The sequence below is a fragment of the Streptomyces sp. FXJ1.172 genome (assembly GCF_001636945.3).
GTDB lineage: Bacteria > Actinomycetota > Actinomycetes > Streptomycetales > Streptomycetaceae > Streptomyces.
Window position 1 is genome coordinate 7,247,440 of record NZ_CP119133.2, and the last position, 21,487, is coordinate 7,268,926.

Annotated in this window: 15 protein-coding genes and 1 pseudogene; 7 read left to right on the forward strand and 9 right to left on the reverse strand. The window is 71.6% G+C overall.

Features of this window, described 5'->3' with window-relative positions:
• Nucleotides 1–35: 35 nt before the first annotated feature.
• Both A6P39_RS32605 and A6P39_RS32610 read right to left on the reverse strand, forming a co-directional pair.
• Nucleotides 36–2,409: pseudogene (locus tag A6P39_RS32605) on the reverse strand (helix-hairpin-helix domain-containing protein).
• Nucleotides 2,406–3,389: an aldo/keto reductase gene (locus A6P39_RS32610; protein ID WP_067050602.1), complete on the reverse strand. Its 984-nt coding sequence runs from the start codon at nucleotides 3,387–3,389 to the stop codon at nucleotides 2,406–2,408. The pseudogene A6P39_RS32605 and the gene A6P39_RS32610 overlap by 4 nt, the downstream one beginning before the upstream one ends.
• A 165-nt stretch (nucleotides 3,390–3,554) precedes the next feature.
• Here A6P39_RS32610 and A6P39_RS32615 point away from each other — a divergent pair, with 165 nt between their 5' ends.
• Entirely contained in the window at nucleotides 3,555–4,610 is a 1,056-nt protein-coding gene (locus A6P39_RS32615; RefSeq protein ID WP_067050599.1) for an LLM class F420-dependent oxidoreductase, read from the forward strand.
• A gap of 257 nt (nucleotides 4,611–4,867) precedes the next feature.
• Nucleotides 4,868–5,656, forward strand: a complete 789-nt coding sequence (locus A6P39_RS32620) for a hypothetical protein (RefSeq protein WP_067050596.1) — start codon at nucleotides 4,868–4,870, stop codon at nucleotides 5,654–5,656.
• Nucleotides 5,657–5,668: 12 nt separating this feature from the next.
• Here A6P39_RS32620 and corA read toward each other — a convergent pair whose 3' ends face one another.
• On the reverse strand, nucleotides 5,669–6,664 hold the full coding sequence (corA, locus tag A6P39_RS32625; protein ID WP_067050703.1) for a magnesium/cobalt transporter CorA: 996 nt from the start codon (nucleotides 6,662–6,664) through the stop codon (nucleotides 5,669–5,671).
• 62 nt (nucleotides 6,665–6,726) lie between these two features.
• Between corA and A6P39_RS32630 the strand changes: the two genes are divergently transcribed.
• The 4 genes from A6P39_RS32630 (at nucleotide 6,727) to mshC (ending at nucleotide 10,226) form a co-directional block, all read left to right on the forward strand.
• Nucleotides 6,727–7,425, forward strand: a complete 699-nt coding sequence (locus A6P39_RS32630; protein ID WP_067050593.1) for a histidine phosphatase family protein — start codon at nucleotides 6,727–6,729, stop codon at nucleotides 7,423–7,425.
• Nucleotides 7,426–7,515: 90 nt separating this feature from the next.
• Entirely contained in the window at nucleotides 7,516–8,106 is a 591-nt protein-coding gene (locus tag A6P39_RS32635) for a DUF3090 domain-containing protein (protein WP_067050590.1), read from the forward strand.
• A complete protein-coding gene (locus A6P39_RS32640) occupies nucleotides 8,103–8,903 on the forward strand; it encodes an SCO1664 family protein (RefSeq protein ID WP_067050587.1) in 801 nt (266 codons plus the stop codon). Before A6P39_RS32635 ends, A6P39_RS32640 begins: the two co-directional genes overlap by 4 nt.
• Nucleotides 8,904–8,996: 93 nt before the next feature.
• The gene (mshC, locus tag A6P39_RS32645; RefSeq protein WP_067050700.1) at nucleotides 8,997–10,226 is read left to right on the forward strand and encodes a cysteine--1-D-myo-inosityl 2-amino-2-deoxy-alpha-D-glucopyranoside ligase; all 1,230 of its coding nucleotides are present in this window, start codon (nucleotides 8,997–8,999) and stop codon (nucleotides 10,224–10,226) included.
• Nucleotides 10,227–10,309: 83 nt separating this feature from the next.
• Here mshC and A6P39_RS32650 read toward each other — a convergent pair whose 3' ends face one another.
• The 6 genes from A6P39_RS32650 to A6P39_RS32675 form a co-directional block, all read right to left on the reverse strand.
• Entirely contained in the window at nucleotides 10,310–11,308 is a 999-nt protein-coding gene (locus A6P39_RS32650; RefSeq protein ID WP_067050584.1) for a PAC2 family protein, read from the reverse strand.
• 132 nt (nucleotides 11,309–11,440) lie between these two features.
• Entirely contained in the window at nucleotides 11,441–12,112 is a 672-nt protein-coding gene (locus A6P39_RS32655) for a FadR/GntR family transcriptional regulator (protein WP_067050581.1), read from the reverse strand.
• Between the two features lie 241 nt (nucleotides 12,113–12,353).
• Nucleotides 12,354–13,967, reverse strand: coding sequence for a glycerol-3-phosphate dehydrogenase/oxidase (locus tag A6P39_RS32660; protein WP_067050578.1), 1,614 nt, complete (start codon nucleotides 13,965–13,967; stop codon nucleotides 12,354–12,356).
• Nucleotides 13,968–14,009: 42 nt separating this feature from the next.
• Nucleotides 14,010–15,548, reverse strand: a complete 1,539-nt coding sequence (glpK, locus tag A6P39_RS32665) for a glycerol kinase GlpK (RefSeq protein WP_067050575.1) — start codon at nucleotides 15,546–15,548, stop codon at nucleotides 14,010–14,012.
• A gap of 71 nt (nucleotides 15,549–15,619) precedes the next feature.
• Nucleotides 15,620–16,414 carry an MIP/aquaporin family protein gene (locus A6P39_RS32670; protein ID WP_067050573.1) on the reverse strand — a complete coding sequence of 265 codons (795 nt, stop codon included), beginning with the start codon at nucleotides 16,412–16,414 and terminating at the stop codon, nucleotides 15,620–15,622.
• Nucleotides 16,415–16,771: 357 nt separating this feature from the next.
• Complete coding sequence (locus tag A6P39_RS32675) at nucleotides 16,772–17,536, reverse strand: IclR family transcriptional regulator (protein WP_067050570.1); 765 nt, start codon at nucleotides 17,534–17,536, stop codon at nucleotides 16,772–16,774.
• Nucleotides 17,537–17,868: 332 nt separating this feature from the next.
• Between A6P39_RS32675 and metH the strand changes: the two genes are divergently transcribed.
• Nucleotides 17,869–21,384, forward strand: coding sequence for a methionine synthase (gene metH / locus A6P39_RS32680; RefSeq protein ID WP_067050568.1), 3,516 nt, complete (start codon nucleotides 17,869–17,871; stop codon nucleotides 21,382–21,384).
• The last annotated feature ends 103 nt before the right edge of the window (nucleotides 21,385–21,487 follow it).

The window sequence follows — 21,487 nt, forward strand, 5'->3', positions numbered from 1 at the left end:
CGGCCCGAGGCCGGTACGGCACCGCCGGACCCGGTTCAGCCGCCTGCCGGCACCTGCGTGCGCAGCAGCGTCTGCAAGCGGGTCGTGCGGGGCTTGGCCAAGGTCTCCGCCACCGCCTTCGGCAGGGCCTGCTCCACCCCGTGGACCACCGACAGGTGCCGCTCCGCCCGGCCGAACGCCGTGTACACCCACGGCCGGCTGAGCGCCTGCGCCGCGTCGCCGGGCAGCACCACGACCGCCGCCGGCCAGCGGGCGCCCACGGCCTGGTGCGCGGTCAGCGCCCAGCCGTGCCGTACGGACGCCTCCACCCGCTCGCGCGGTACGACCACGGGGGTGCCCGCGCACGACAGGTGCAGTCCCTCGGCGTCGGCCTTCACCACCACGCCCGGCACCGTACGACCCGGTGCGGGGGCGTAGGCGATCCGGTCGCCGGGGTCGAAGCCGCCGAAGCGGCCGGGGCCGGGGTTGAGACGCTCCTTCAGGGCGGCGTTGAGGGCGCGGGTGCCCGCGGCTCCGCCGTGCCCCGGGGTGATCACCACGGTCTGGTCGGCAGGGATCCCGATCGCCCGCGGCACCGAGTCCGCGACCAGCTGGACCGTCCGGTGCACGGCCTCGCCCGCGTCCCGCACCGGGACGATGACGATCTCCTTGCCGGGGGCTTCGACCTGGTTCAGCTCACCGATGCCGATGCCCGAGACCAGCTCGCCGACCGGGCCCGGGTCGGGGACGCGGGAGGCGATCTGCGGGCAGGCACGGGCGGCGAGCAGATCGGCGAAGACCCGGCCCGGGCCGGCCGACCACAGCACCGCCGGGTCGCCGCTGAGCACCAGCCGGGCCCCGTCCGGCAGCGACTCCACCAGCATCGCGGCGCTCTCCACGTCGAGCTGCGGCGCATCCAGCACGATCAGCAGGTCCAGCTCCAGGGCGCCGTCCGCGTCCCGGCCCGGACCCTCGGCGCCGGACAGCAGACCGGCCACCGTGCCCACCCCGCGCTCGGCCGGGTCCGCGTTCGCCTCCGCGCCCGGCGGCGCGGCCAGCCGCCGGCGGCCGTCGGGCGTGTGGCAGACGGCGAAGGCCCGCAGGTACGGCGCGGGCGACGTCGAGCAGCGCGGCCGGCTCGGCACGGGCCGCCTCCGCGCCGGTGTGCAGCACCAGACCGTGCCCGGCGACCGCGCGGACCAGCTCGGCCGCACTGCCGCGGGCCGCGCCGGCAGCCGCCTGCCAGGCCTCCTCGGCGTCCTTGGACAGTGAGTTGACCAGCCGGGCCAGGCCGTCGGCGAGGCTCTCCTCGGCCAGCGCGCAGCGCTCCAGGCCGACGAGAACGCGGACCGGGCGTTCCTCTTCCTCGTCGTCGCCCTCGTCCGCCGCCTGGGGCGCGGCGCCCGTGGGGTCCTCCAGCGCGTCCTGGAAGGCCAGGGCCTCGGCCTCGGCGAGCGTGCTCTGCACCGCCGCGTCCGGGTCGGGCACGCCCTGCCGGCCCAGTGCCTCGGTGAGCGTGGACAGGTCCAGTGCGGTGTGCCCGGCCAGGGCCGCCTGCTCCAGCAGCCAGACGGTCACCGCACGGCCCCGCCGCTCGTCGTCCGGGCCGCAGGCGCCGCCGAGCAGCGCCCGTGCGAAGCCGTCGGCCTGGTCGGGCCGTACGCCGCCGATCCGCAGCAGCTGCCAGGGGTCCTCGCGCAGCGCGGCCTCGGCGCCCTCGCCGAGCGCCGCCGCAACCTGCGGGGCCAGGGCCTCGGGCGCGCCGCCCTCGGCCAGCACCCTGCGGACGCTGTCCACCCACTCCGGCGCGGGCGCGCCGGGCGCGACGGCGGCCGGGGGAGGTGTGGGCTGCGGCCGGCGCACCGGCTCCGGGGCCGGGCGGCGCGGGGCCGGTGCGGGCTCGGCGAACACCGTGGCCGCCGGCTTCTCGCCGCCCTCCACGGCCCGGACCGCCGCGAGCAGGTCGGCCGCCGTGCCGCTCAGCTTGGCGCCGCTTTCGACCGGGCCCTTCTTCTCCGCCTTGCGCCGCTCGATCCGCTCCCGTTCGACCCGCTGCGCGGCCAACTCGGCCTCCGCCTCGGACACCTGGCCTTCAGCGCCGTCACCGCTGTCGCCGCCGTCACCGCTGTCGCCGGAGCCGGTTCCGCCTTCGATCCGGTCGGTACCCGTCGTGCCGCCGGCGCCTTCGGCCCCGCTCTCGCCGGATTCGCTTCCGGGCCCGCTCTCGCCGGATTCCCTTCCGGGCCCGCCCGCGCCGGTCTCGTCGCCGGCTCCGCCCGTGCCCGGGCCGGGCTCGCTCCCGGCCCCGCTCGCCTCGGTGCCGTCGGCACGGCTCTCCTCGGGCGCGGGTGCGGGTCCGCCGCCGCGGGCCCCGGGTGTGTCCGGCGTCCCCGGCCCGGCTTTCTCCGTGGTCTCCGGCTCCGTGCTCACAGCGTGCTCCAGTCGTGATCGGGATAGCGGTGCACGGGCGCCGACACATCGTCCAGCGCCCGGCAGATCTCGTCAGGAAGATTAAGGGCCTCCACTGACAATGCCGCCGTGAGCTGCTGTGCGTTGCGCGCGCCGACGATCGGGGCGGCCACGCCGGGCCGGTCCCGGACCCAGGCGAGGGCCACCTGCAGCGGGGTGACGGCGAGCCCGTCGGCGGCCGTCGTCACCGCGTCCACGATGCGGGTGGCCGTGTCGTCGAGATACGGCTCGACGAAGGGCGCCAGATGCTCGGAGGCGCCGCGGGAGTCGGCGGGGGTGGTGTGCCGGTACTTGCCGGTCAGCACGCCCCGGCCGAGCGGCGAGGAGGGCAGGAGGCCGACGCCGAGGTCGAGCGCGGCGGGCAGCACCTCGCGCTCGACGCCCCGCTGGAGCAGCGAGTACTCCATCTGCGTGCTGGCCAGCCGGGTGCGGGTGCCGGGCGCCGCGAGCTGCCAGGTGGCCGCCTTGGCGAGCTGCCAGCCGCAGTAGTTGGAGACTCCCGCGTAGCGGGCACGCCCGCTGCTGACCGCTATGTCCAGTGCCTGGAGCGTCTCCTCCAACGGGGTGCCGGGGTCGTAGGCGTGGACGTGCCACAGGTCGACGTGGTCCGTGCCCAGGCGGGCGAGGGAGGCGTCGAGCGCGGCGAGCAGATGGCCGCGCGAGCCGTCGAAGCGGCGGTCGGGGTCGGGGACGCTGCCCGCCTTGGTGGAGATCACCAGGTCGCGCCGCGGCACCAGACCGTCCATCAGCTGCCCGAGCAGATACTCCGACTCCCCGTCGCCGTACACGTCCGCGGTGTCGACGAGCGTGCCACCGGCTTCCCAGAACGCCTTCAGCATGTCCGCGGCGTCGTGCTGGTCGGTGTCCCGGCCCCAGGTGAGGGTGCCGAGTCCGATCCGGGACACGCGCAGGCCGGTACGGCCGAGATGCCTCTGCTCCATGACCGCGAGATTACTGGCCAGAACTGCTGCCGTGGGTTGCCTGTGGACAACCCGCGCCCCACCGGCACCGGTGCCGAGCGGTGCGAGTCCTCTGCCCCCGACCCCCGCCCCCGCGCTAAGGTCGCCCCCACAGGGACGTTACTCATGGGTAAGGGGAAATCGGCCATGCAGCTCGGGATCAACCTCGGCTACTGGGGTGCCGGAATGGACGGGGATAATCTGGCCGTGGCCCAGGAGGCCGACCGGCTGGGGTTCGCCGTGTGCTGGGCCGCCGAGGCGTACGGCTCCGACGCGGCCACGGTGCTCAGCTGGGTCGCCGCACAGACCGAGCGCATCGACATCGGCTCGGCCATCTTCCAGATCCCGGCCCGGCAGCCCGCGATGACCGCGATGACGGCCGCGACGCTGGACTCGCTGTCCGGCGGACGGTTCCGGCTCGGGCTCGGGGTGTCCGGGCCGCAGGTCTCCGAGGGCTGGTACGGCGTCAAGTTCGACAAGCCGCTGGCACGCACGCGTGAGTACGTGGAGATCGTACGCAAGGCGATGACGCGCGAGCGGCTGTCGTACGAGGGCGCGCACTGGACGCTGCCGCTGCCGGGCGGACCGGGCAAGCCGATCAAGCTGACCGTGCACCCGCAGCGCGAGCACATCCCGCTGTACATCGCCGCGATCGGCCCGAAGAACCTGGAGCAGACCGGCGAGATCGCCGACGGCGCCCTGCTGATCTTCCCCTCCGCCGAGCACCTGGAGGAGACCACGATCACGTACCTGCGCGCGGGGCGCGAGAAGGCGGGCAAGACCCTCGACGGGTTCGACGTCTGCCCGACCCTGCCGATCGCCGTCGGCGACGACAAGGACGTGGCCCGGCTCGCCGACACCTTCCGCCCCTACACCGCCCTGTACGTCGGCGGCATGGGCAGCGCCAAGCAGAACTTCTACAACCAGCTCGCCCGGCGCATGGGGTACGAGAAGCAGGCCGCCGAGATCCAGGAGAAGTACCTGGCCGGGGACAAGCAGGGCGCCGCTGCCGCGGTCCCGCAGGACCTCATCGACAAGACGGCGCTGCTGGGCTCCGTCGACCGGATCGCCGACCGGATGAAGGCCTACGCCGCCGCCGGAGTGACGACCCTCAGCCTCAACCCCGCGGGCTTCACGCTGGAGGAGCGGCTCGCCTCCCTGCGGGCCGGCAGCGAGGCACTGGAGCGCGCCGGACTCGCGTAACGGGAGCGGGTCGAAGAATTCAGCGGCCGTGGTGGGGGCTCGGGGGTCTTCCCCGCCACGGCCGTCACCGGGAACAACGCGCCGGGCGCCGTGCGGTTACGACCCCGCTGTTCCTTCTTTCGGCCCAGTCGCCGGACATCCGTGTTGCGACTCCGCTCCGCCCGCACTTGACTCGTTCTTTGCGGAATGTCGCTGAAGAACGCTGAATGTCGCGGAATGCCGGGGAAGCCGCGGAGTCTTGCGGAGAGGTGGCCTCGATGCTTTCGGCCAGGAGTCTGTTCCAGGAGATCCTCGACCACGACGAGTCCTTCCGGCTCTTCTGCTCCATCGCCGCCGGCGGTGAGTCCCAGGGCGGCTGGGAGAACGGAAGGATCGCCGCACTCGTACCGCAGAGCGAAGGCGCGCTCGCCCCCAGGATCGCCCGCCACGGTGCCGACGAGGACAAGCACGGACGCATCTTCCGCGCCCTGCTGCACAAGCGTGGACTCACCCCCGTCGCCGTGCCGCCCGAGACCGACTACACGATGCTCCTGGAGCGGCGCGGCATCGGTCTCGCCCACGACAGGCTCCGCCGCGACGAGCCGCTCTGTGTGCGGGACATCATCGTCTACCTCTCGCACAGCCGCGTCACCGAGCAGCGCGCCGCCGACCAGATGGTGATGCTCCGCCGGCACTTCGCCGACCATCCCGAGGTCGGCAGGGCCGTACGGATGATCTCCGCCGACGAGGACGACCACCTCGCCTATACCCACGAGGAACTGCTGCGCTTCGCCGCCGCCGGGCACGGCCGGCTGATCCAGCGCACCCTGCGCGCGTGCGCGCTCGCCGAGATCGCGGTCTACCGGGACGTCAGCCTCGCCGTGACGGCCCGCATGGGCCGCATCCTGGGCTGGCCCCGGGCCAAGTCCGCGCTGCTCGCCGCCGGCATCCACGCGCTGTACGCCTACGAACGCCTCGCCGGCTGGCACCGCATGGTCCGCCTGCGCATGCCCGAGCGCCGTGACCCCCTCGGCGGGCCCGCCACGCCGGCCCGCGAGTTCGCCTGAGCCGCACCGGCCTCACAGCCAGCCGCGCGCCTTGAACAGCCGGTACAGCAGCACCTCCAGCGCCGCCATCAGCAGGATCACCGCCGGGTACGACCAGAACCAGTGCAGCTCCGGCATGTGGTCGAAGTTCATGCCGTAGACACCGGCGATCATCGTGGGGACCGCGGCCATCGCCGCCCACGCGGAGATCTTCCGCATGTCGTCGTTCTGCCTGACGCTCATCTGCGCCAGATGTGCCGCGAGGATGTCGGACACCAGCCGGTCCAGCGCCTCCACGGACTCGTTCACGCGCAGCAGATGGTCGCCCACGTCCCGGAAGAAGGGCCGCGCCTTGTCGTGCACGAACGGCACACCGGTGCCGAGCGGCCCGGTGCCGGCCAGCCGGGTCAGCGGCACCATCAGGGGATGGGTGCACCGGCGGAACTCCAGGACCTGCCGCTTGAAGGTGTAGATCCGGGACGCGGTGTGACGCGAGCCGCCCCGCTCCGGCTGGAACACCTCCGTCTCCAGCTCCTCCAGGTCGGCCTGCAGTTCCGACGCCACGTCCAGATAGTGGTCGACGACGGCGTCGGCGATCGCGTACAGCACGGCGGTGGGGCCCTTGTCGAGCATCTCCGGCTCCGCCTCCAGCCGGTGCCGCACGCCCGCGAGCGGCGACTCCACGCCGTGGCGCACGGTCACCACGAAGCAGTCGCCGACGAAGATCATGATCTCGCCGGCCGAGACCGTGTCGTGCTCGGCGTCGTAGACGACCGGCTTCAGCACCATGAACAGCGAGTCGTCGTAGACCTCCAGCTTGGGCCGCTGATGTGCCTTGAGCGCGTCCTCGACGGCCAGCCGATGCAGCCCGAACTCCTGCGTGACCAGGTCGAACTCGCGCTCCGACGGCTCGTACAGCCCGATCCAGACGAACCCGCCCACCGCCCGCGCCTCGTCCAGCGCGTCGGACAGGTCCTCGGGGCCCTCGGTGCGGTGCCCGTGCCGGTAGACGGCGCAGTCCACGATCACGGAGCGCATTCTCCCCTCGCCCGGCCACCGGCGCACGTGCTGATACGCCTACCCTGGGCCGCATGCCCACGCTGATCCTCCTCAGGCACGGACGTTCCACCGCCAACACCTCCGGCGTGCTCGCCGGGTGGACGCCAGGCGTCGCCCTGGACGAGCGGGGCGCCGCGCAGGCTGCCGCGCTGCCCGCGCGGCTCGCGGGCCTGCCGCTCTGCGAGGTCGTCGCCAGCCCGCTCCAGCGCTGCCAGGAGACCCTGCGGCCGCTGCTCGAGGCCCGTCCCGGACTGCGCCTGAGCACCGACGAACGGATCGGGGAGTGCCACTACGGCGACTGGTCCGGCCGCAAGCTCGCCGAGCTGAAGGACGAGCCGCTGATGGAGGTCGTGCAGGCCCACCCGTCGGCCGCCGCGTTCCCCGGCGGAGAGTCCCTGCGGGCCATGCAGACCCGCGCCGCCGAGGCCGTACGCGAGTGGAACGCGCGCGTGGAGAGCGATCACGGCGCCGACGCCGTCTATCTCATGTGCTCGCACGGTGACATCATCAAGTCGCTCGTCGCCGACGCCCTCGGCCTCCACCTCGACCTCTTCCAGCGGATCTCCGTGGAGCCCTGTTCCGTCACCGCGATCCGCTACACCCGCCTCAGGCCGTACCTGATCCGCCTCGGCGACACGGGGAACTTCGCCTCCCTCGCCCCGCGCGAGGAACCGGGCGAGGGACCGGCCGAGGGCGACGCACCGGTCGGGGGTGGTGCGGGCGCACCGTGATCGTCGGCCGCAGTAGGGTGAAGCGATCCACCACAGTCGCGTACCCGCGTGGCCAGCACCGCTGAAGCTCTCGAATCCAGGAGACAGGACGTGTCCCGTCAGGTGTTCCTCTACGACCCGCCGGACCGCTTCGTGGCCGGCACGGTCGGACTGCCCGGGCGCCGTACGTTCTTCCTCCAGGCCACGGCAGGTTCCCGGGTGACCAGCGTGGCGCTGGAGAAGACCCAGGTCGCCGCGCTCGCCGAGCGCATGGACGAACTGCTCGACGAGGTCGTGCGGCGCAGCGGCGGCAGTGCGGCCGTCCCCGCCGTCGCGCCCGCCGAGATCGCCGACACCGCCCCGCTGGACTCCCCCGTAGAGGAGGAGTTCCGCGTCGGCACCATGGCGCTGGCCTGGGACGGCGAGGAACAGCGCATGATCGTCGAGGCGCAGGCCCTCGTGGAGCTGGACGCCGACACCGAGGAGGACCTCGCCGAGGCCGAGGAGCGACTGCTCCAGGACGAGGAGAACGGGCCCCCGATGCTGCGGGTCCGGCTGACCGGCGCGCAGGCCCGGGCCTTCGCCAAGCGCGCCCTCGACGTCGTCAACGCCGGGCGGCCGCCGTGCCCGCTGTGCAGCCTCCCGCTCGATCCGGAAGGACACGTATGTCCGCGCCAGAACGGATACCGCCGCGGAGCATGAGCGTGACGGCCGCCGACGCGGCCCATGCCGAGCTGCTCGCCCGGGGTGAGCTGAGCGTACGCGGCCGGATCCGCGAGGCGTCGAACGCGGCGCTGTTCTGCACGATCGCGTACGACGGCCGGGAAGCCTCCTGTGTGTACAAGCCGGTGGCCGGGGAGCGCCCGCTGTGGGACTTCCCCGACGGCACGCTCGCGGGCCGCGAGGTGGCCGCCTACGAGGTCTCCGAGGCCACCGGCTGGGGGCTCGTCCCGCCGACCGTGCTGCGCGAGGGGCCGTACGGCGAGGGCATGTGCCAGCTGTGGATCGACGTCCAGGCCGAGGCGGAGCTGCTCGCCCTGGTCGACGCCGAGGAACCGGAGCCCGGCTGGAAGGCGATCGGTCTCGCCGATGTCGGCGAGGGCCGCACCGCGCTGCTCGTGCACGCCGACGACGAGCGGCTGCGCCGGCTCGCCGTCCTCGACGCCGTGATCAACAATGCCGACCGCAAGGGCGGCCATCTGCTGCCCGCCCCCGGCGGCCGGCTCTACGGCATCGACCACGGCGTCACCTTCAACGTCGAGAACAAGCTGCGCACGCTGCTGTGGGGCTGGGCCGGCGAGCCGCTGACCGCGGAGGCCGTCGACGTCCTGAAGGGCCTGCGGGAGGGCCTGGGCGGACCGCTGGGCGCACGGCTCGCCGCACTGATCACCCCGGCCGAGGTCGAGGCCACGCAGGCGCGTGTCGAGAAACTGCTCACCACGGGCGTGCACCCGGAGCCGAACGGGGAGTGGCCCGCGATCCCCTGGCCGCCGGTGTGAGCACACCGGCCGCGGATGTACAAGAGCGCCGAACCGGCCATCCGACCAGATCCCGTTCGTATACGCAGCTCGCGGCCGGTTAGGCTCATGTACATGCATGCCTGGCCCGCTTCCGAGGTCCCCGCCCTGCCTGGTCAGGGCCGCGACCTGAGGATCCACGACACCGCGACCGGCGGCCTCGTCACCCTCGACCCCGGTCCCGTCGCCCGTATCTACGTCTGCGGCATCACCCCGTACGACGCGACCCACATGGGTCACGCGGCGACCTACAACGCGTTCGACCTCGTTCAGCGCGTGTGGCTCGACACCAAGCGGCAGGTCCATTACGTCCAGAACGTCACCGACGTCGACGATCCGCTGCTGGAGCGCGCGGAGCGGGACGACATCGACTGGGTCGCCCTCGCCGAGAAGGAGACGGCCCTCTTCCGCGAGGACATGACCGCTCTGCGGATGCTCCCGCCCCAGCACTACATAGGCGCCGTCGAGGCGATACCGGGCATCGTCCCGCTCGTGGAGCGGCTGCGCGAGATCGGCGCGGCCTACGAGCTGGAGGGCGACATCTACTTCTCCGTCGAGTCCGACCCGAACTTCGGCAAGGTCTCGAACCTCGACGCGGCCGCGATGCGGCTGCTGTCCGCCGAGCGCGGCGGCGACCCGGACCGCCCGGGCAAGAAGAACCCGCTCGACCCGATGCTGTGGATGGCGGCCCGCGAGGGCGAGCCCAGCTGGGACGGCGCCTCCCTCGGCCGGGGCCGGCCCGGCTGGCACATCGAGTGCGTGGCCATCGCCCTCGACCACCTCGGCATGGGCTTCGACGTCCAGGGCGGCGGCTCCGACCTCGCCTTCCCGCACCACGAGATGGGCGCCTCGCACGCCCAGGTGCTCACCGGCGAGTTCCCGATGGCCAGGGCGTACGTCCACGCCGGGATGGTCGCGCTGAACGGCGAGAAGATGTCCAAGTCCAAGGGCAACCTCGTCTTCGTCTCGGCACTGCGCCGCGACGGCGTCGACCCGGCGGCGATCCGGCTCGCCCTGCTGGCCCACCACTACCGCGCCGACTGGGAGTGGACCGACCAGGTCCTGGCGGACGCCGTGGCCCGCCTCGGCCGCTGGCGCGCGGCCGTCTCCCGGCCCGACGGCCCGTCCGCCGACGCCCTCGTCGAGGAGATCCGCGAGGCCCTCGCGAACGACCTCGACGCACCCGCCGCGCTCGCCGCGGTGGACCGCTGGGCGGCGCGGCAGGAGCAGGAGGGCGGCACGGACACCGGCGCCCCCGGTCTGGTGACCCGGGCGGTGGACGCGCTGCTGGGCGTGGCGATCTAGTTCCGGAACAGGCTCCGGTACCCGGAGCCGGCTCCGGTACGAGCGGCAGGGGCGGTACGCATCACGCGTACCGCCCCTGCCGCTCACTCCTCCGAGTCGTCCTCGTCGTCGCCCGCCGAGCCGCCGGAGGCATCCGCATCCGGCCGCGGCGGCCTGGGCGGACGCGTCTTCCCGCTCGGGTTGTCCCGCAGCCAGGAGCCCGTGTCCGTGCCGTCCGCCGTGGCGTGGCCGCCCGGCGGGCTGCCGTCCCGGCGCCGCAGATACCGCTCGAACTCGCGGGCGATCGCCTCGCCGGACGCCTCGGGCAGCTCGGCGGTGTCCCGGGCCTCCTCCAGCGTCTGCACGTACTCGGCGACCTCGCTGTCCTCGGCGGCCAGCTGGTCCACCCCCACCTGCCAGGCACGCGCGTCCTCGGGCAGCTCGCCCTGCGGGATGCGCAGGTCCAGCAGGTCCTCCAGGCGGTTGAGCAGCGCCAGCGTGGCCTTCGGGTTGGGCGGCTGGGACACGTAGTGCGGTACGGCCGCCCACAGCGACACCGCCGGGACGCCCGCGTGCGTGCACGCCTCCTGCAGGACGCCGACGATGCCGGTCGGGCCCTCGTACTTGGTCTCCTCCAGGTCCATCCGCTGGGCCAGGTCCGGGTCGGACGTGACCCCGCTGACCGGCACCGGACGCGTGTGCGGGGTGTCACCGAGCAGGGCGCCCAGGATGACCACCAGCTCCACACCCAGCTCGTGCGCGAAGCCGAGCAGCTCGTTGCAGAACGAGCGCCAGCGCATGGACGGTTCGATACCGCGGACCAGCACCAGGTCGCGCGGCTTTTCGCCGCCGACCCGGACCACCGACAGCCGTGTCGTCGGCCATGTGATCTTTCGCACTCCGCCGTCCATGAACACCGTGGGGCGGTTCACCTGGAAGTCGTAGTAGTCCTCGGCGTCCAGCGCCGCGAACACCTCGCCCTTCCACTCGCGTTCCAGATGCGCGACCGCCGTGGAGGCGGCGTCACCGGCATCGTTCCAGCCCTCGAACGCGGCCACCATGACTGGGTCGATCAGCTCGGGAACCCCCTCCAGCTCGATCACCCAGTGCCTCCTTCCGACGTGCCCTCGCCTGACTCACCAACCTTACGGCGTCCGGCGGGGGCGCCCGCAGCCCCCTTGCACGGGGGAGTGAACGGATCACTGCCCCGATCGCCTGTGCGGAACACCCCGGCCTCACAGAGTGGACCGCAGCCACTGCTCCACACTCGCGATGTGCACGGTCGCCCAGGAGCGGGCCGCCTCCGCGTCCCGGTCGCGCAGTGCGGCCAGGATCGCCCGGTGCTCGCGCAGCGTGCGGCCGACCGCGTCCTCCTGGGTGAGGCCCCGCCAGATCCTGGCCCGCGTGGTCGGTCCCGACAGGCCGTCCAGCAGCGAGCACAGCACCGAGTTGCCCGCGCCGCGCACGATGCCGCGGTGGAACTCCAGGTCGGCCGCGACCAGTTCCTCCACCGAGGGCTCGGCGCCCAGCGCGTCCAACTGGGCCGACAGCGCGTCCAGTTGCTGCTCGCTGATCCGGAAGGCCGCCATCGCCGTCGCGGCCGGCTCCAGGATCCGGCGCACCGCCAGGAACTCCAGCACGGTGTCGTCGCGGTGGAAGTCCACGACGAAGCTCAGCGCCTCCAGCAGCAGTTGCGGATCCAGGCTGGTGACGTACGTGCCGTCGCCCTGGCGCACGTCCAGGATCCGGATCAGCGAAAGAGCCCGTACGGCCTCGCGCAGCGAGTTGCGGGACAGGCCGAGTTCGGCGGCCAGCTCGCTCTCCTTGGGCAGCCGGTCGCCCGGGTGCAGCGCACCGGAGACGATCATGCCCTTGATCTTCTCGATCGCCTCGTCGGTGACTGCCATGACCGGCCTCCCTGTCCCCAGACATCGGATGTCTCAGCGGCCATTATGCGGGCGGCGCGTCGAACCACTCTCTGCCGTCCGCCGTAACCCCGGGTACTGACAATCCCCCCGGGCAAGGCGAGAGGGGCGGCCCCATCGGCGTGGGGTCGCCCCTCTCGGGTCGTCCGGACCCGGTGCGGCGGTCCGGCGCTGCGGCGGCGGCCGGTCCCGGTCGGGGGAGCGGACCGGCCGTCACCGGGGTCTACTTCTTGTCGAGCAGGTCCTGCACCTTCGCCCGTACCTCGTCCGTGGCCAGACCCCGGATCGTCAGCGTCGTACGGCGGCGCAGAACGTCGTCCGCCGTCTCGGCCCACTCGTGGTCACGGGCCCAGACGACCTGCGCCCAGATCTCCGGCGCGTCGGGGTGGACGCGCTCGGCCAGCTCCGGGTTCTCGTTCGCCAGGCGGGCGATGTCGAAGGCCAGGGAGCCGTAGTGGGTGGCCAGGTGCTTCGCGGTGTCCGCCGCCATGCGCGGACCCGGGGCCGGGTGGTCCACCAGCAGACGGTGGGCGACGGCACGCGGGTTGGCGACACCGGGCAGCGGCAGCTTCTTCGGCAGCGAGGAGATCGGCTCGAAGTCGTCGCCGAGCGGGTGACCCGGCAGCGCCTCCAGCTTCTGCATCACCGTACGGCCGATGTGCCGGAACGTCGTCCACTTGCCGCCCGCGACGGACAGCATGCCGCCCTTGCCCTCGGTCACGACCGTCTCGCGCTTGGCCTTGGCGGTGTCGCCGGGGCCGCCCGGCAGCACGCGCAGACCGGCGAAGGCGTAGGTGATCAGGTCGCGCCGGAGCTGCTGGTCGCGGACGGAGAACGCGGCCTCGTCCAGGATCTGGGCTATGTCCTTCTCGGTGACGGACACGTCCGCCGGGTCGCCCTCGAACTCCTCGTCGGTGGTGCCGAGCAGCAGCATGTCCTCCCAGGGGAGGGCGAAGGTGATGCGGTACTTGTCGATCGGGGTGGCCAGCGCGGCCTTCCACGGGGAGGTCCGCTTCAGGACCAGGTGCGCGCCCTTGGACAGGCGGATGGACGGCGCCGCGTTCGGGTCCTCCATCCTGCGCAGGTGGTCGACCCAGGGGCCGGTCGCGTTGAGCACCAGGCGGGCGTTGACGCCGAACTCCTCGCCGGAGACCGCGTCCTTCAGCTCGGCACCGGTCACCCGGCCCTGGGTGAAGCGCAGGCCGGTGACCTGGGCGTGGTTGAGGACGACCGCGCCCGCCTCGACGGCCGCGCGGACCGTCATCAGCGCCATGCGCGCGTCGTTCATCTGGTCGTCGCCGTACACGGCCACGGCCTTGAGGTTCTCGGTGCGCAGCTCGGGCACGTCCTGCGCCGCCTTGGCGGGGGAGAGCAGGTGACCGACGCCGTCGCCGAACGCGGAGAGCGCGGAGTAGGCGAAGACGCCCGCGCCGAGCTTCGCCGCGCCGTGCGGCCCGCCCTTGTACACGGGGAGGTAGAAGGTGAGCGGGTTCGCCAGGTGGGGGGCCACCTGGCGGGAGACCGCACGGCGCTCGAAGTGGTTCTCCGCCACCAGCTTCACCGCGCCGGTCTGCAGGTAGCGCAGACCGCCGTGGAGGAGCTTGGAGGAGGCGGAGGAGGTGGCACCGGCGAAGTCGCCGGCGTCGACCAGCGCCACCCTGAGCCCGGACTGCGCGGCGTGCCAGGCGGTGGAGATGCCCAGGATGCCGCCGCCGATCACAAGAAGGTCGTACGACGCCTTGGAGAGCTGCTCCCTGGTCTCGGCGCGGCTCGGGTTGGAGCCGGAGGCCGGGTGCGTCCCCAGGGCAGGCACGGACAGGGTGGACTGACTGGTCATGTCGGGTACTTACTCCTCGTCAGAGCTGATCTGTGGGGCAGCTCAGCTCTCGTCCTCGATCCAGCCCATGGTCCGGTCGACGGCCTTGAGCCAGTTCTTGTACTCACGGTCGCGGGTCTCCGCGTCCATGCGGGGGGTCCATTCGGCGGCCCGGCGCCAGTTGGCGCGCAGTTCGTCGGTGCTGGACCAGAAGCCGACGGCCAGGCCGGCGGCGTAGGCGGCGCCGAGGCAGGTGGTCTCCGCGACCATCGGGCGCACCACGGGCGCGTCCAGGACGTCGGAGAGCGTCTGCATCAGCAGATTGTTGGCGGTCATGCCACCGTCGACCTTGAGGGCCACCAGTTCGTCGCCGGAGTCCTTGACCATGGCGTCGGCGATCTCCCGGGTCTGCCAGGCGGTGGCCTCCAGGACGGCGCGCGCGAGGTGCGCCTTGGTGACGTACCGGGTCAGACCGGCGATCACACCGCGGGCGTCGGAACGCCAGTGCGGGGCGAACAGGCCCGAGAAGGCCGGCACGAAGTAGGCACCGCCGTTGTCCTCGACCGAGAGCGCGAGCGTCTCGATCTCGGCGGCGGTGGAGATGAGGCCCATCTGGTCGCGCATCCACTGCACCAGCGAGCCGGTGACGGCGATCGAGCCCTCCAGGGCGTAGACCGTCGGCTGTTCACCGATCTTGTAGCCGACCGTGGTCAGCAGACCGGCGTAGGAGTTGATGATCTTGTCACCGGTGTTCATCACCATGAAGGTGCCGGTGCCGTAGGTCGACTTGGTCTCGCCCTCGGCGAAGCAGCACTGGCCGAACAGGGCCGCCTGCTGGTCGCCGAGCGCGGAGGCGACCGGGATGCCGCCGAGCAGGTCGCCGAGCTTGCCGCCGATGACCTCGCCGTAGACCTCGGCGGAGGAGCGGATCTCGGGGAGGATCTGCAGCGGCACACCGATGGACTCGGCGATCTTCTCGTCCCACTGCATGGTGTGCAGGTTCATGAGAAGGGTGCGGGAGGCGTTGGTGACGTCGGTGACGTGCTTGCCGCCGTTGACACCGCCGGTCAGGTTCCAGATGACCCAGGTGTCCATGGTGCCGAAGAGGATGTCGCCGGCCTCGGCGCGCTCCTTGAGGCCCTCGACGTTGTCGAGCAGCCAGCGGGCCTTGGGTCCGGAGAAGTACGAGGCCAGCGGCAGGCCGGTCTCGCGGCGGAAGCGGTCCTGGCCGACGTTGCGGCCCAGCTCCCGGCACAGGCCGTCGGTACGGGTGTCCTGCCAGACGAGGGCGTTGTAGACGGGCTCACCGGTGTTCTTGTCCCACAGCACGGTGGTCTCGCGCTGGTTGGTGATGCCGATGGCCTTGATGTCGTCACGGGTGATGCCGGCCTTGGCGATGGCCCCGGCGACGACTTCCTGGACGTTGGTCCAGATCTCGTTCGCGTCGTGCTCGACCCAGCCCGGCTTGGGGAAGATCTGCTCGTGCTCCTTCTGGTCGACGGAGACGATACGGCCGTCCCTGTCGAAGACGATGCAGCGCGAGGAGGTGGTGCCCTGGTCGATGGCGGCGATGAAGGGGCCTGCGGTGTGGGCGTCGGTCACTGTGTACTCCTGAAATCCGTGTGAGGGGCGATACGTACGGCGCGTGTCAGCTTCTTCAGCGGGTCTGCTGCCTAGGCGAACGCGACGTTGTAGATGCCTGCAGCGATCGCGCCGCCGATGAGCGGACCGACCACCGGGATCCAGGCGTAGCTCCAGTCGGAACCGCCCTTGTTGGGCAGCGGCAGGAGGGCGTGCACGATGCGCGGGCCCAGGTCACGGGCCGGGTTGATCGCGTAGCCCGTCGGGCCGCCGAGGGAGAGACCGATCGACACCACCACGAGCGCGGTGACCAGGCCACCGAGGACGCCGAGGCCGTTGCCCTTGTCGTTGAGGCCCTGGGTGAGGACCGCGAGGATCAGTACGACGGTGCCGATGATCTCCGTCGCGAGGTTCTGCGCCACGTTCCGGATCTCCGGACCGGTGGAGAAGATGCCGAGGACCGGGCCGGCGCCCTTCTCCTGCGCCTCGACGGCCTTGGCCGCGGTGGCCTGCGCCCCCGGACCGCCGACGATCTCCTTGTCGGTCAGGTGGGCGTGGAACTGGCCGTAGTAGGCGACCCACACCAGGGTCGCGCCGATCATCGCGCCGAGCAGCTGCCCGGCGAGGTAGACCGGGACGTTGCTCCAGTCACTGTTCTTGATGGCAAGGGCGACGGTGACGGCCGGGTTGAGGTGCGCACCGGAGAGCGGTCCGGAGATGTACACGGCCGTCAGTACGGCGAAGCCCCACCCGAAGGTGATGGCGAGCCAACCGGCGTTACGGGCCTTGGAGGCCTTCAGCGTGACGGCCGCGCAGACGCCGCCGCCGAGCAGGATGAGTATGGCGGTACCGATGGTCTCGCCGATGAAGATGTCGGAGCTGGACACCCGCGACTCCTTTGTCCTTCGTCCAGGGGTAAGCCGAACCCCGGGTCCCTCCGGGAGTTCAGGCGCCCTCGGGGGTGAGAGCGATGCCGGCCCTTGGCGTTGTCACACTCTAGCGCGTATTGCCGGTAGGTGTTCGACAATGCCGACCGATGGACGGGAGTCTTGCTTCGGCGTTACGCACGCGTCAAGGGTTCTGTTATCGAAAACAGGATCGTTATTGATCGCTTCCGGCTATCTCTCGTCGCGCGCGGACATAGGCGCTGGTGGGGTTGTCGCCCGATATGTCCACTTCAGGGTAGGGCGAGAACCGGAACGCCGCCCGGCGTCCCGGTCAACCCGCAGTAGTGCGCCCGGCGCTCAGAACCGTCCCGCGCCCAGGTCCCTGGAGACCGCGCGGGCGCAGTCGCGCACCGCCGCGATCAGCTCGGGACGCAGCTCGCCGTCCCGGCACAGCCGCTCCACGGCGCCGGTGATGCCGACCGAGCCCACGGGCATGCGGCGCCGGTCGTGGATGGGCGCGGCGATGGACGCCACGCCCTCCCAGGTCTCCTCCACGTCGGCCGCGTACCCACGCGCGCGCGTGACGTCTAGGAGGTGCTCGAAGTCGTCCTGGTCGCACACCGTGCGGTCCGTGAAGGGCTTCCGCTCGGCTTCCATCGCCTCGCTGTGCGCCACCGGGTCGTAGGCCGAGAGCACTTTGCCGAGCGCGGTGGAGTGCAGCGGCTGCATGGCGCCGATCTCCAGCACCTGCCGGCTGTCGTCGGGCCGGAAGACGTGGTGCACGATCAGCACGCCCTGCTGGTGCAGGACCCCCAGGTGCACGCTCTCGCCGCTGGAGCGGGCCAGGTCGTCGGTCCACACCAGGGCTCGCGCCCGCAGCTCGTGGACATCCAGATAGGTGGTGCCGAGACGCAGCAGCTCCGCGCCCAGCTGATAACGCCCGGAGGCGTCGTCCTGCTCCACGAAACCCTCCTGCTGGAGGGTGCGCAGAATGCCGTGGGCGGTGCCCTTGGCGAGGCCCAGGGACGAGGCGATGTCCGACAGGCCCAGTCTCCGCTCGCCGCCCGCGAGCAGCCGCAGCATCGCGGCCGCCCGTTCGAGCGACTGGATGTTCCGTGCCATCGCCGTCCTGCCTCCGTCCCCTTTGACCGCCGACGAACGCGGGGCATGCTGACTCCCCGTGTCGACTGCCGTCGTACACCGTCTTACGTCGCGCTACCCAGCGTTCGGCAATGTCGAACACTACCGGTCCATGTCGACCTCCCGCTAATGGTCGGTCGACACCTGTTACATCACACGTGGCCCGAGTGTGGCGCGGGAGCCACCCGCGTCCGCCACGTGGACGCCGGTGCCCATCCAAGCGGACTCCCGGTTACCCTGACGCCGTGCGGCATCTCCGCCTGTCAGGAAAAGAGCCGCATAGCCGACAGCCGTCGCATCTAGGGAGCCCTTTCATGGCCTCGTTGCCACCGTCCCCTTCCGCCGACAGCCGGACCCGTGCGTCCGCGCTCCGAGAGGCGCTCGCCACCCGTGTGGTGGTCGCCGACGGGGCGATGGGCACGATGCTCCAGGCGCAGGAGCCCACGCTCGACGACTTCCAGCAGCTCGAGGGCTGCAACGAGATCCTGAATCTGACGCGTCCCGACATCGTGCGTGCGGTGCACGAGGCGTATTTCGCGGTGGGCGTGGACTGCGTGGAGACCAACACGTTCGGTGCGAACCATTCCGCGTTGGGTGAGTACGACATCTCGGGGCGGGTGTTCGAGCTGTCCGAGGCGGGTGCCCGGGTGGCGCGGGAGGTGGCCGACGCGTTCACGGCGGGGGACGGCCGGCAGCGCTGGGTGCTGGGTTCGATGGGTCCGGGGACCAAGCTGCCGACGCTGGGCCATGCTCCGTACCCGACGTTGCGTGATGCGTATCAGCGCAATGCGGAGGGTCTGGTCGCGGGTGGTGCGGATGCGCTGCTGGTGGAGACGACGCAGGATCTGCTGCAGACGAAGGCGGCGGTGCTGGGTGCGCGGCGGGGTCTGGAGGTGCTGGGTCTCGATCTGCCGGTGATCGTGTCGGTGACGGTCGAGACGACGGGCACGATGCTGCTGGGTTCGGAGATCGGGGCGGCGCTGACGGCGCTGGAGCCGCTGGGCATCGACATGATCGGGCTGAACTGTGCCACCGGCCCGGCCGAGATGAGCGAGCACCTGCGCTACCTCGCCCGCAACGCACGCATCCCGCTCGCCTGCATGCCCAACGCGGGCCTGCCCGTGCTCGGCAAGGACGGCGCCCACTACCCGCTGACCGCGCCCGAGCTGGCCGACGCGCAGGAGACCTTCGTCCGTGAGTACGGCCTTTCGCTCGTCGGCGGCTGCTGTGGTACGACGCCGGAGCACCTGCGGCAGGTGGTCGAGCGCGTCCAGGGCCTGACCCCGCCCGCTCGTGACCCGCGCCCCGAGCCCGGCGCCGCCTCCCTCTACCAGTCGGTGCCGTTCCGCCAGGACACGTCCTACCTGGCGATCGGTGAGCGGACCAACGCCAACGGCTCGAAGAAGTTCCGCGAGGCCATGCTGGAGGGCCGCTGGGACGACTGTGTGGAGCTGGCGCGGGAGCAGATCCGTGAGGGTGCGCACATGCTCGACCTGTGCGTGGACTACGTCGGGCGCGACGGCGTCGCCGACATGGAGGAACTCGCCGGCCGCTTCGCCACCGCCTCCACCCTGCCGATCGTGCTGGACTCCACCGAGGTCGAGGTGATCCGGGCGGGCCTGGAGAAGCTCGGCGGCCGTGCGGTGATCAACTCGGTGAACTACGAGGACGGTGACGGCCCCGACTCCCGCTTCGCCAGGGTCACCAAACTCGCCCAGGAGCACGGCGCCGCCCTGATCGCCCTGACGATCGACGAGGAGGGGCAGGCCCGCACGCCCGAGAAGAAGGTCGAGATCGCCGAGCGGCTGATCGCGGACCTGACGGGGAACTGGGGCATCCGTGAGGAGGACATCCTCATCGACGCCCTGACGTTCACGATCTGCACCGGTCAGGAGGAGTCCCGTAAGGACGGCCTGGCCACCATCGAGGCGATCCGGGAACTCAAGCGCCGTCACCCGGCGGTGCAGACCACTCTCGGCCTGTCGAACATCTCCTTCGGTCTGAACCCGGCCGCCCGGATCCTGCTCAACAGTGTCTTCCTGGACGAGTGCGTGAAGGCGGGCCTGGACTCGGCGATCGTCCACGCGTCGAAGATCCTGCCGATCGCCCGGTTCAGCGAGGAAGAGGTCGCCACGGCGCTGGACCTGATCCACGACCGCCGCTCGGAGGGCTACGACCCCCTGCAGAAGCTCATGCAGCTCTTCGAGGGCGCCACCGCGAAGTCCCTGAAGGCCGGCAAGGCCGAGGAACTGGCCGCCCTGCCGCTGGAGGAGCGGCTCAAGCGGCGGATCATCGACGGTGAGCGCAACGGTCTGGAAGCCGACCTGGATCTCGCGCTGGCGGACCGCCCGGCCCTCGACATCGTCAACGACACCCTGCTGGACGGGATGAAGGTCGTCGGCGAGCTGTTCGGCTCCGGTCAGATGCAGTTGCCGTTCGTGCTGCAGTCCGCCGAGGTGATGAAGGCGGCCGTCGCCTACCTCGAGCCGTACATGGAGAAGTCGGATGCCGAGGGCAAGGGCACGATCGTACTGGCGACTGTGCGCGGGGACGTGCACGACATCGGCAAGAACCTGGTCGACATCATCTTGTCCAACAATGGCTACAACGTGGTCAATCTCGGTATCAAGCAGCCGGTGTCGGCGATTTTGGAGGCGGCCGAGGAGCACCGGGCCGATGTGATCGGTATGTCGGGGCTGCTGGTGAAGTCCACGGTGATCATGAAGGAGAACCTGGAGGAGCTGAACCAGCGTGGTCTGGCGGCCCGGTTCCCGGTCATCCTGGGCGGCGCGGCCCTGACGCGGGCCTATGTCGAGCAGGACCTGCACGAGGTCTACGAGGGCGAGGTCCGCTACGCCCGCGACGCCTTCGAGGGCCTGCGCCTCATGGACGCCCTGATCGCCGTCAAGCGGGGGGTGCCCGGGGCCAGGCTGCCCGAGCTGAAGCAGCGCCGGGTGCGGGCCGCGGCCGCGGTCGAGGTGGAGGAGCGCCCGGAGGAGGGCCACGTCCGCTCCGACGTGGCCACCGACAACCCCGTGCCCGTCCCGCCGTTCTGGGGCACCCGGATCGTCAAGGGCATCCAGCTCAAGGAGTACGCGTCTTGGCTGGACGAGGGCGCGCTGTTCAAGGGGCAGTGGGGGCTGAAGCAGGCCCGTACCGGTGAGGGGCCGTCGTACGAGGAACTGGTCGAGAGCGAGGGCCGGCCGCGCCTGCGCGGTCTGCTGGACCGGCTCCAGACGGAGAACCTGCTGGAAGCCGCCGTGGTCTACGGCTACTTCCCCTGCGTCTCCAAGGACGATGACCTGATCCTCCTTGACGAGCGCGGCAATGAGCGGACCCGGTTCACGTTCCCGCGGCAGCGCCGGGGCCGGCGGCTGTGCCTGGCGGACTTCTTCCGCCCGGAGGAGTCGGGGGAGACCGACGTGGTCGGCCTGCAGGTCGTCACCGTGGGCTCGCGCATCGGCGAGGAGACGGCGAAGCTGTTCGAGGCCAACTCCTACCGTGACTACCTCGAACTGCATGGCCTGTCCGTGCAGTTGGCGGAGGCACTCGCCGAGTACTGGCACGCCCGCGTCCGCGGCGAACTCGGCTTCGCGGGTGAGGACCCGGCCGACATCGAGGACATGTTCGCCCTGAAGTACCGGGGCGCGCGCTTCTCCCTCGGCTACGGCGCCTGCCCGAACCTGGAGGACCGCGCGAAGATCGCCGAGCTGCTGGGGCCGGAGCGGATCGGCGTGCACCTGTCCGAGGAGTTCCAGCTGCACCCGGAGCAGTCCACCGACGCGATCGTGATCCACCACCCGGAGGCGAAGTACTTCAACGCCCGCTGAGCCCGCCAGGGGGCCGGGACGCCCGGCCGCCGGGCCGGATCAGGCCGAAGCTCCGCTTGCCCCTGCCGGGGCTGTTTCACGGGCTGTCCCCGGCCTCGAGTGG

Excerpts from the sequence above, each read along its gene's own strand:
- A6P39_RS32610 (WP_067050602.1), bottom strand. The coding sequence starts at position 3,389 with ATGGAGCAGAGGCATCTCGGCCGTACCGGCCTGCGCGTGTCCCGGATC.
- metH (WP_067050568.1), top strand. The coding sequence starts at position 17,869 with ATGGCCTCGTTGCCACCGTCCCCTTCCGCCGACAGCCGGACCCGTGCG.
- mshC (WP_067050700.1), top strand. The coding sequence starts at position 8,997 with ATGCATGCCTGGCCCGCTTCCGAGGTCCCCGCCCTGCCTGGTCAGGGC.
- A6P39_RS32640 (WP_067050587.1), top strand. The coding sequence starts at position 8,103 with ATGAGCGTGACGGCCGCCGACGCGGCCCATGCCGAGCTGCTCGCCCGG.
- A6P39_RS32615 (WP_067050599.1), top strand. The coding sequence starts at position 3,555 with ATGCAGCTCGGGATCAACCTCGGCTACTGGGGTGCCGGAATGGACGGG.
- A6P39_RS32660 (WP_067050578.1), bottom strand. The coding sequence starts at position 13,967 with ATGACCAGTCAGTCCACCCTGTCCGTGCCTGCCCTGGGGACGCACCCG.
- A6P39_RS32655 (WP_067050581.1), bottom strand. The coding sequence starts at position 12,112 with ATGGCAGTCACCGACGAGGCGATCGAGAAGATCAAGGGCATGATCGTC.
- A6P39_RS32620 (WP_067050596.1), top strand. The coding sequence starts at position 4,868 with ATGCTTTCGGCCAGGAGTCTGTTCCAGGAGATCCTCGACCACGACGAG.
- A6P39_RS32675 (WP_067050570.1), bottom strand. The coding sequence starts at position 17,536 with ATGGCACGGAACATCCAGTCGCTCGAACGGGCGGCCGCGATGCTGCGG.
- A6P39_RS32630 (WP_067050593.1), top strand. The coding sequence starts at position 6,727 with ATGCCCACGCTGATCCTCCTCAGGCACGGACGTTCCACCGCCAACACC.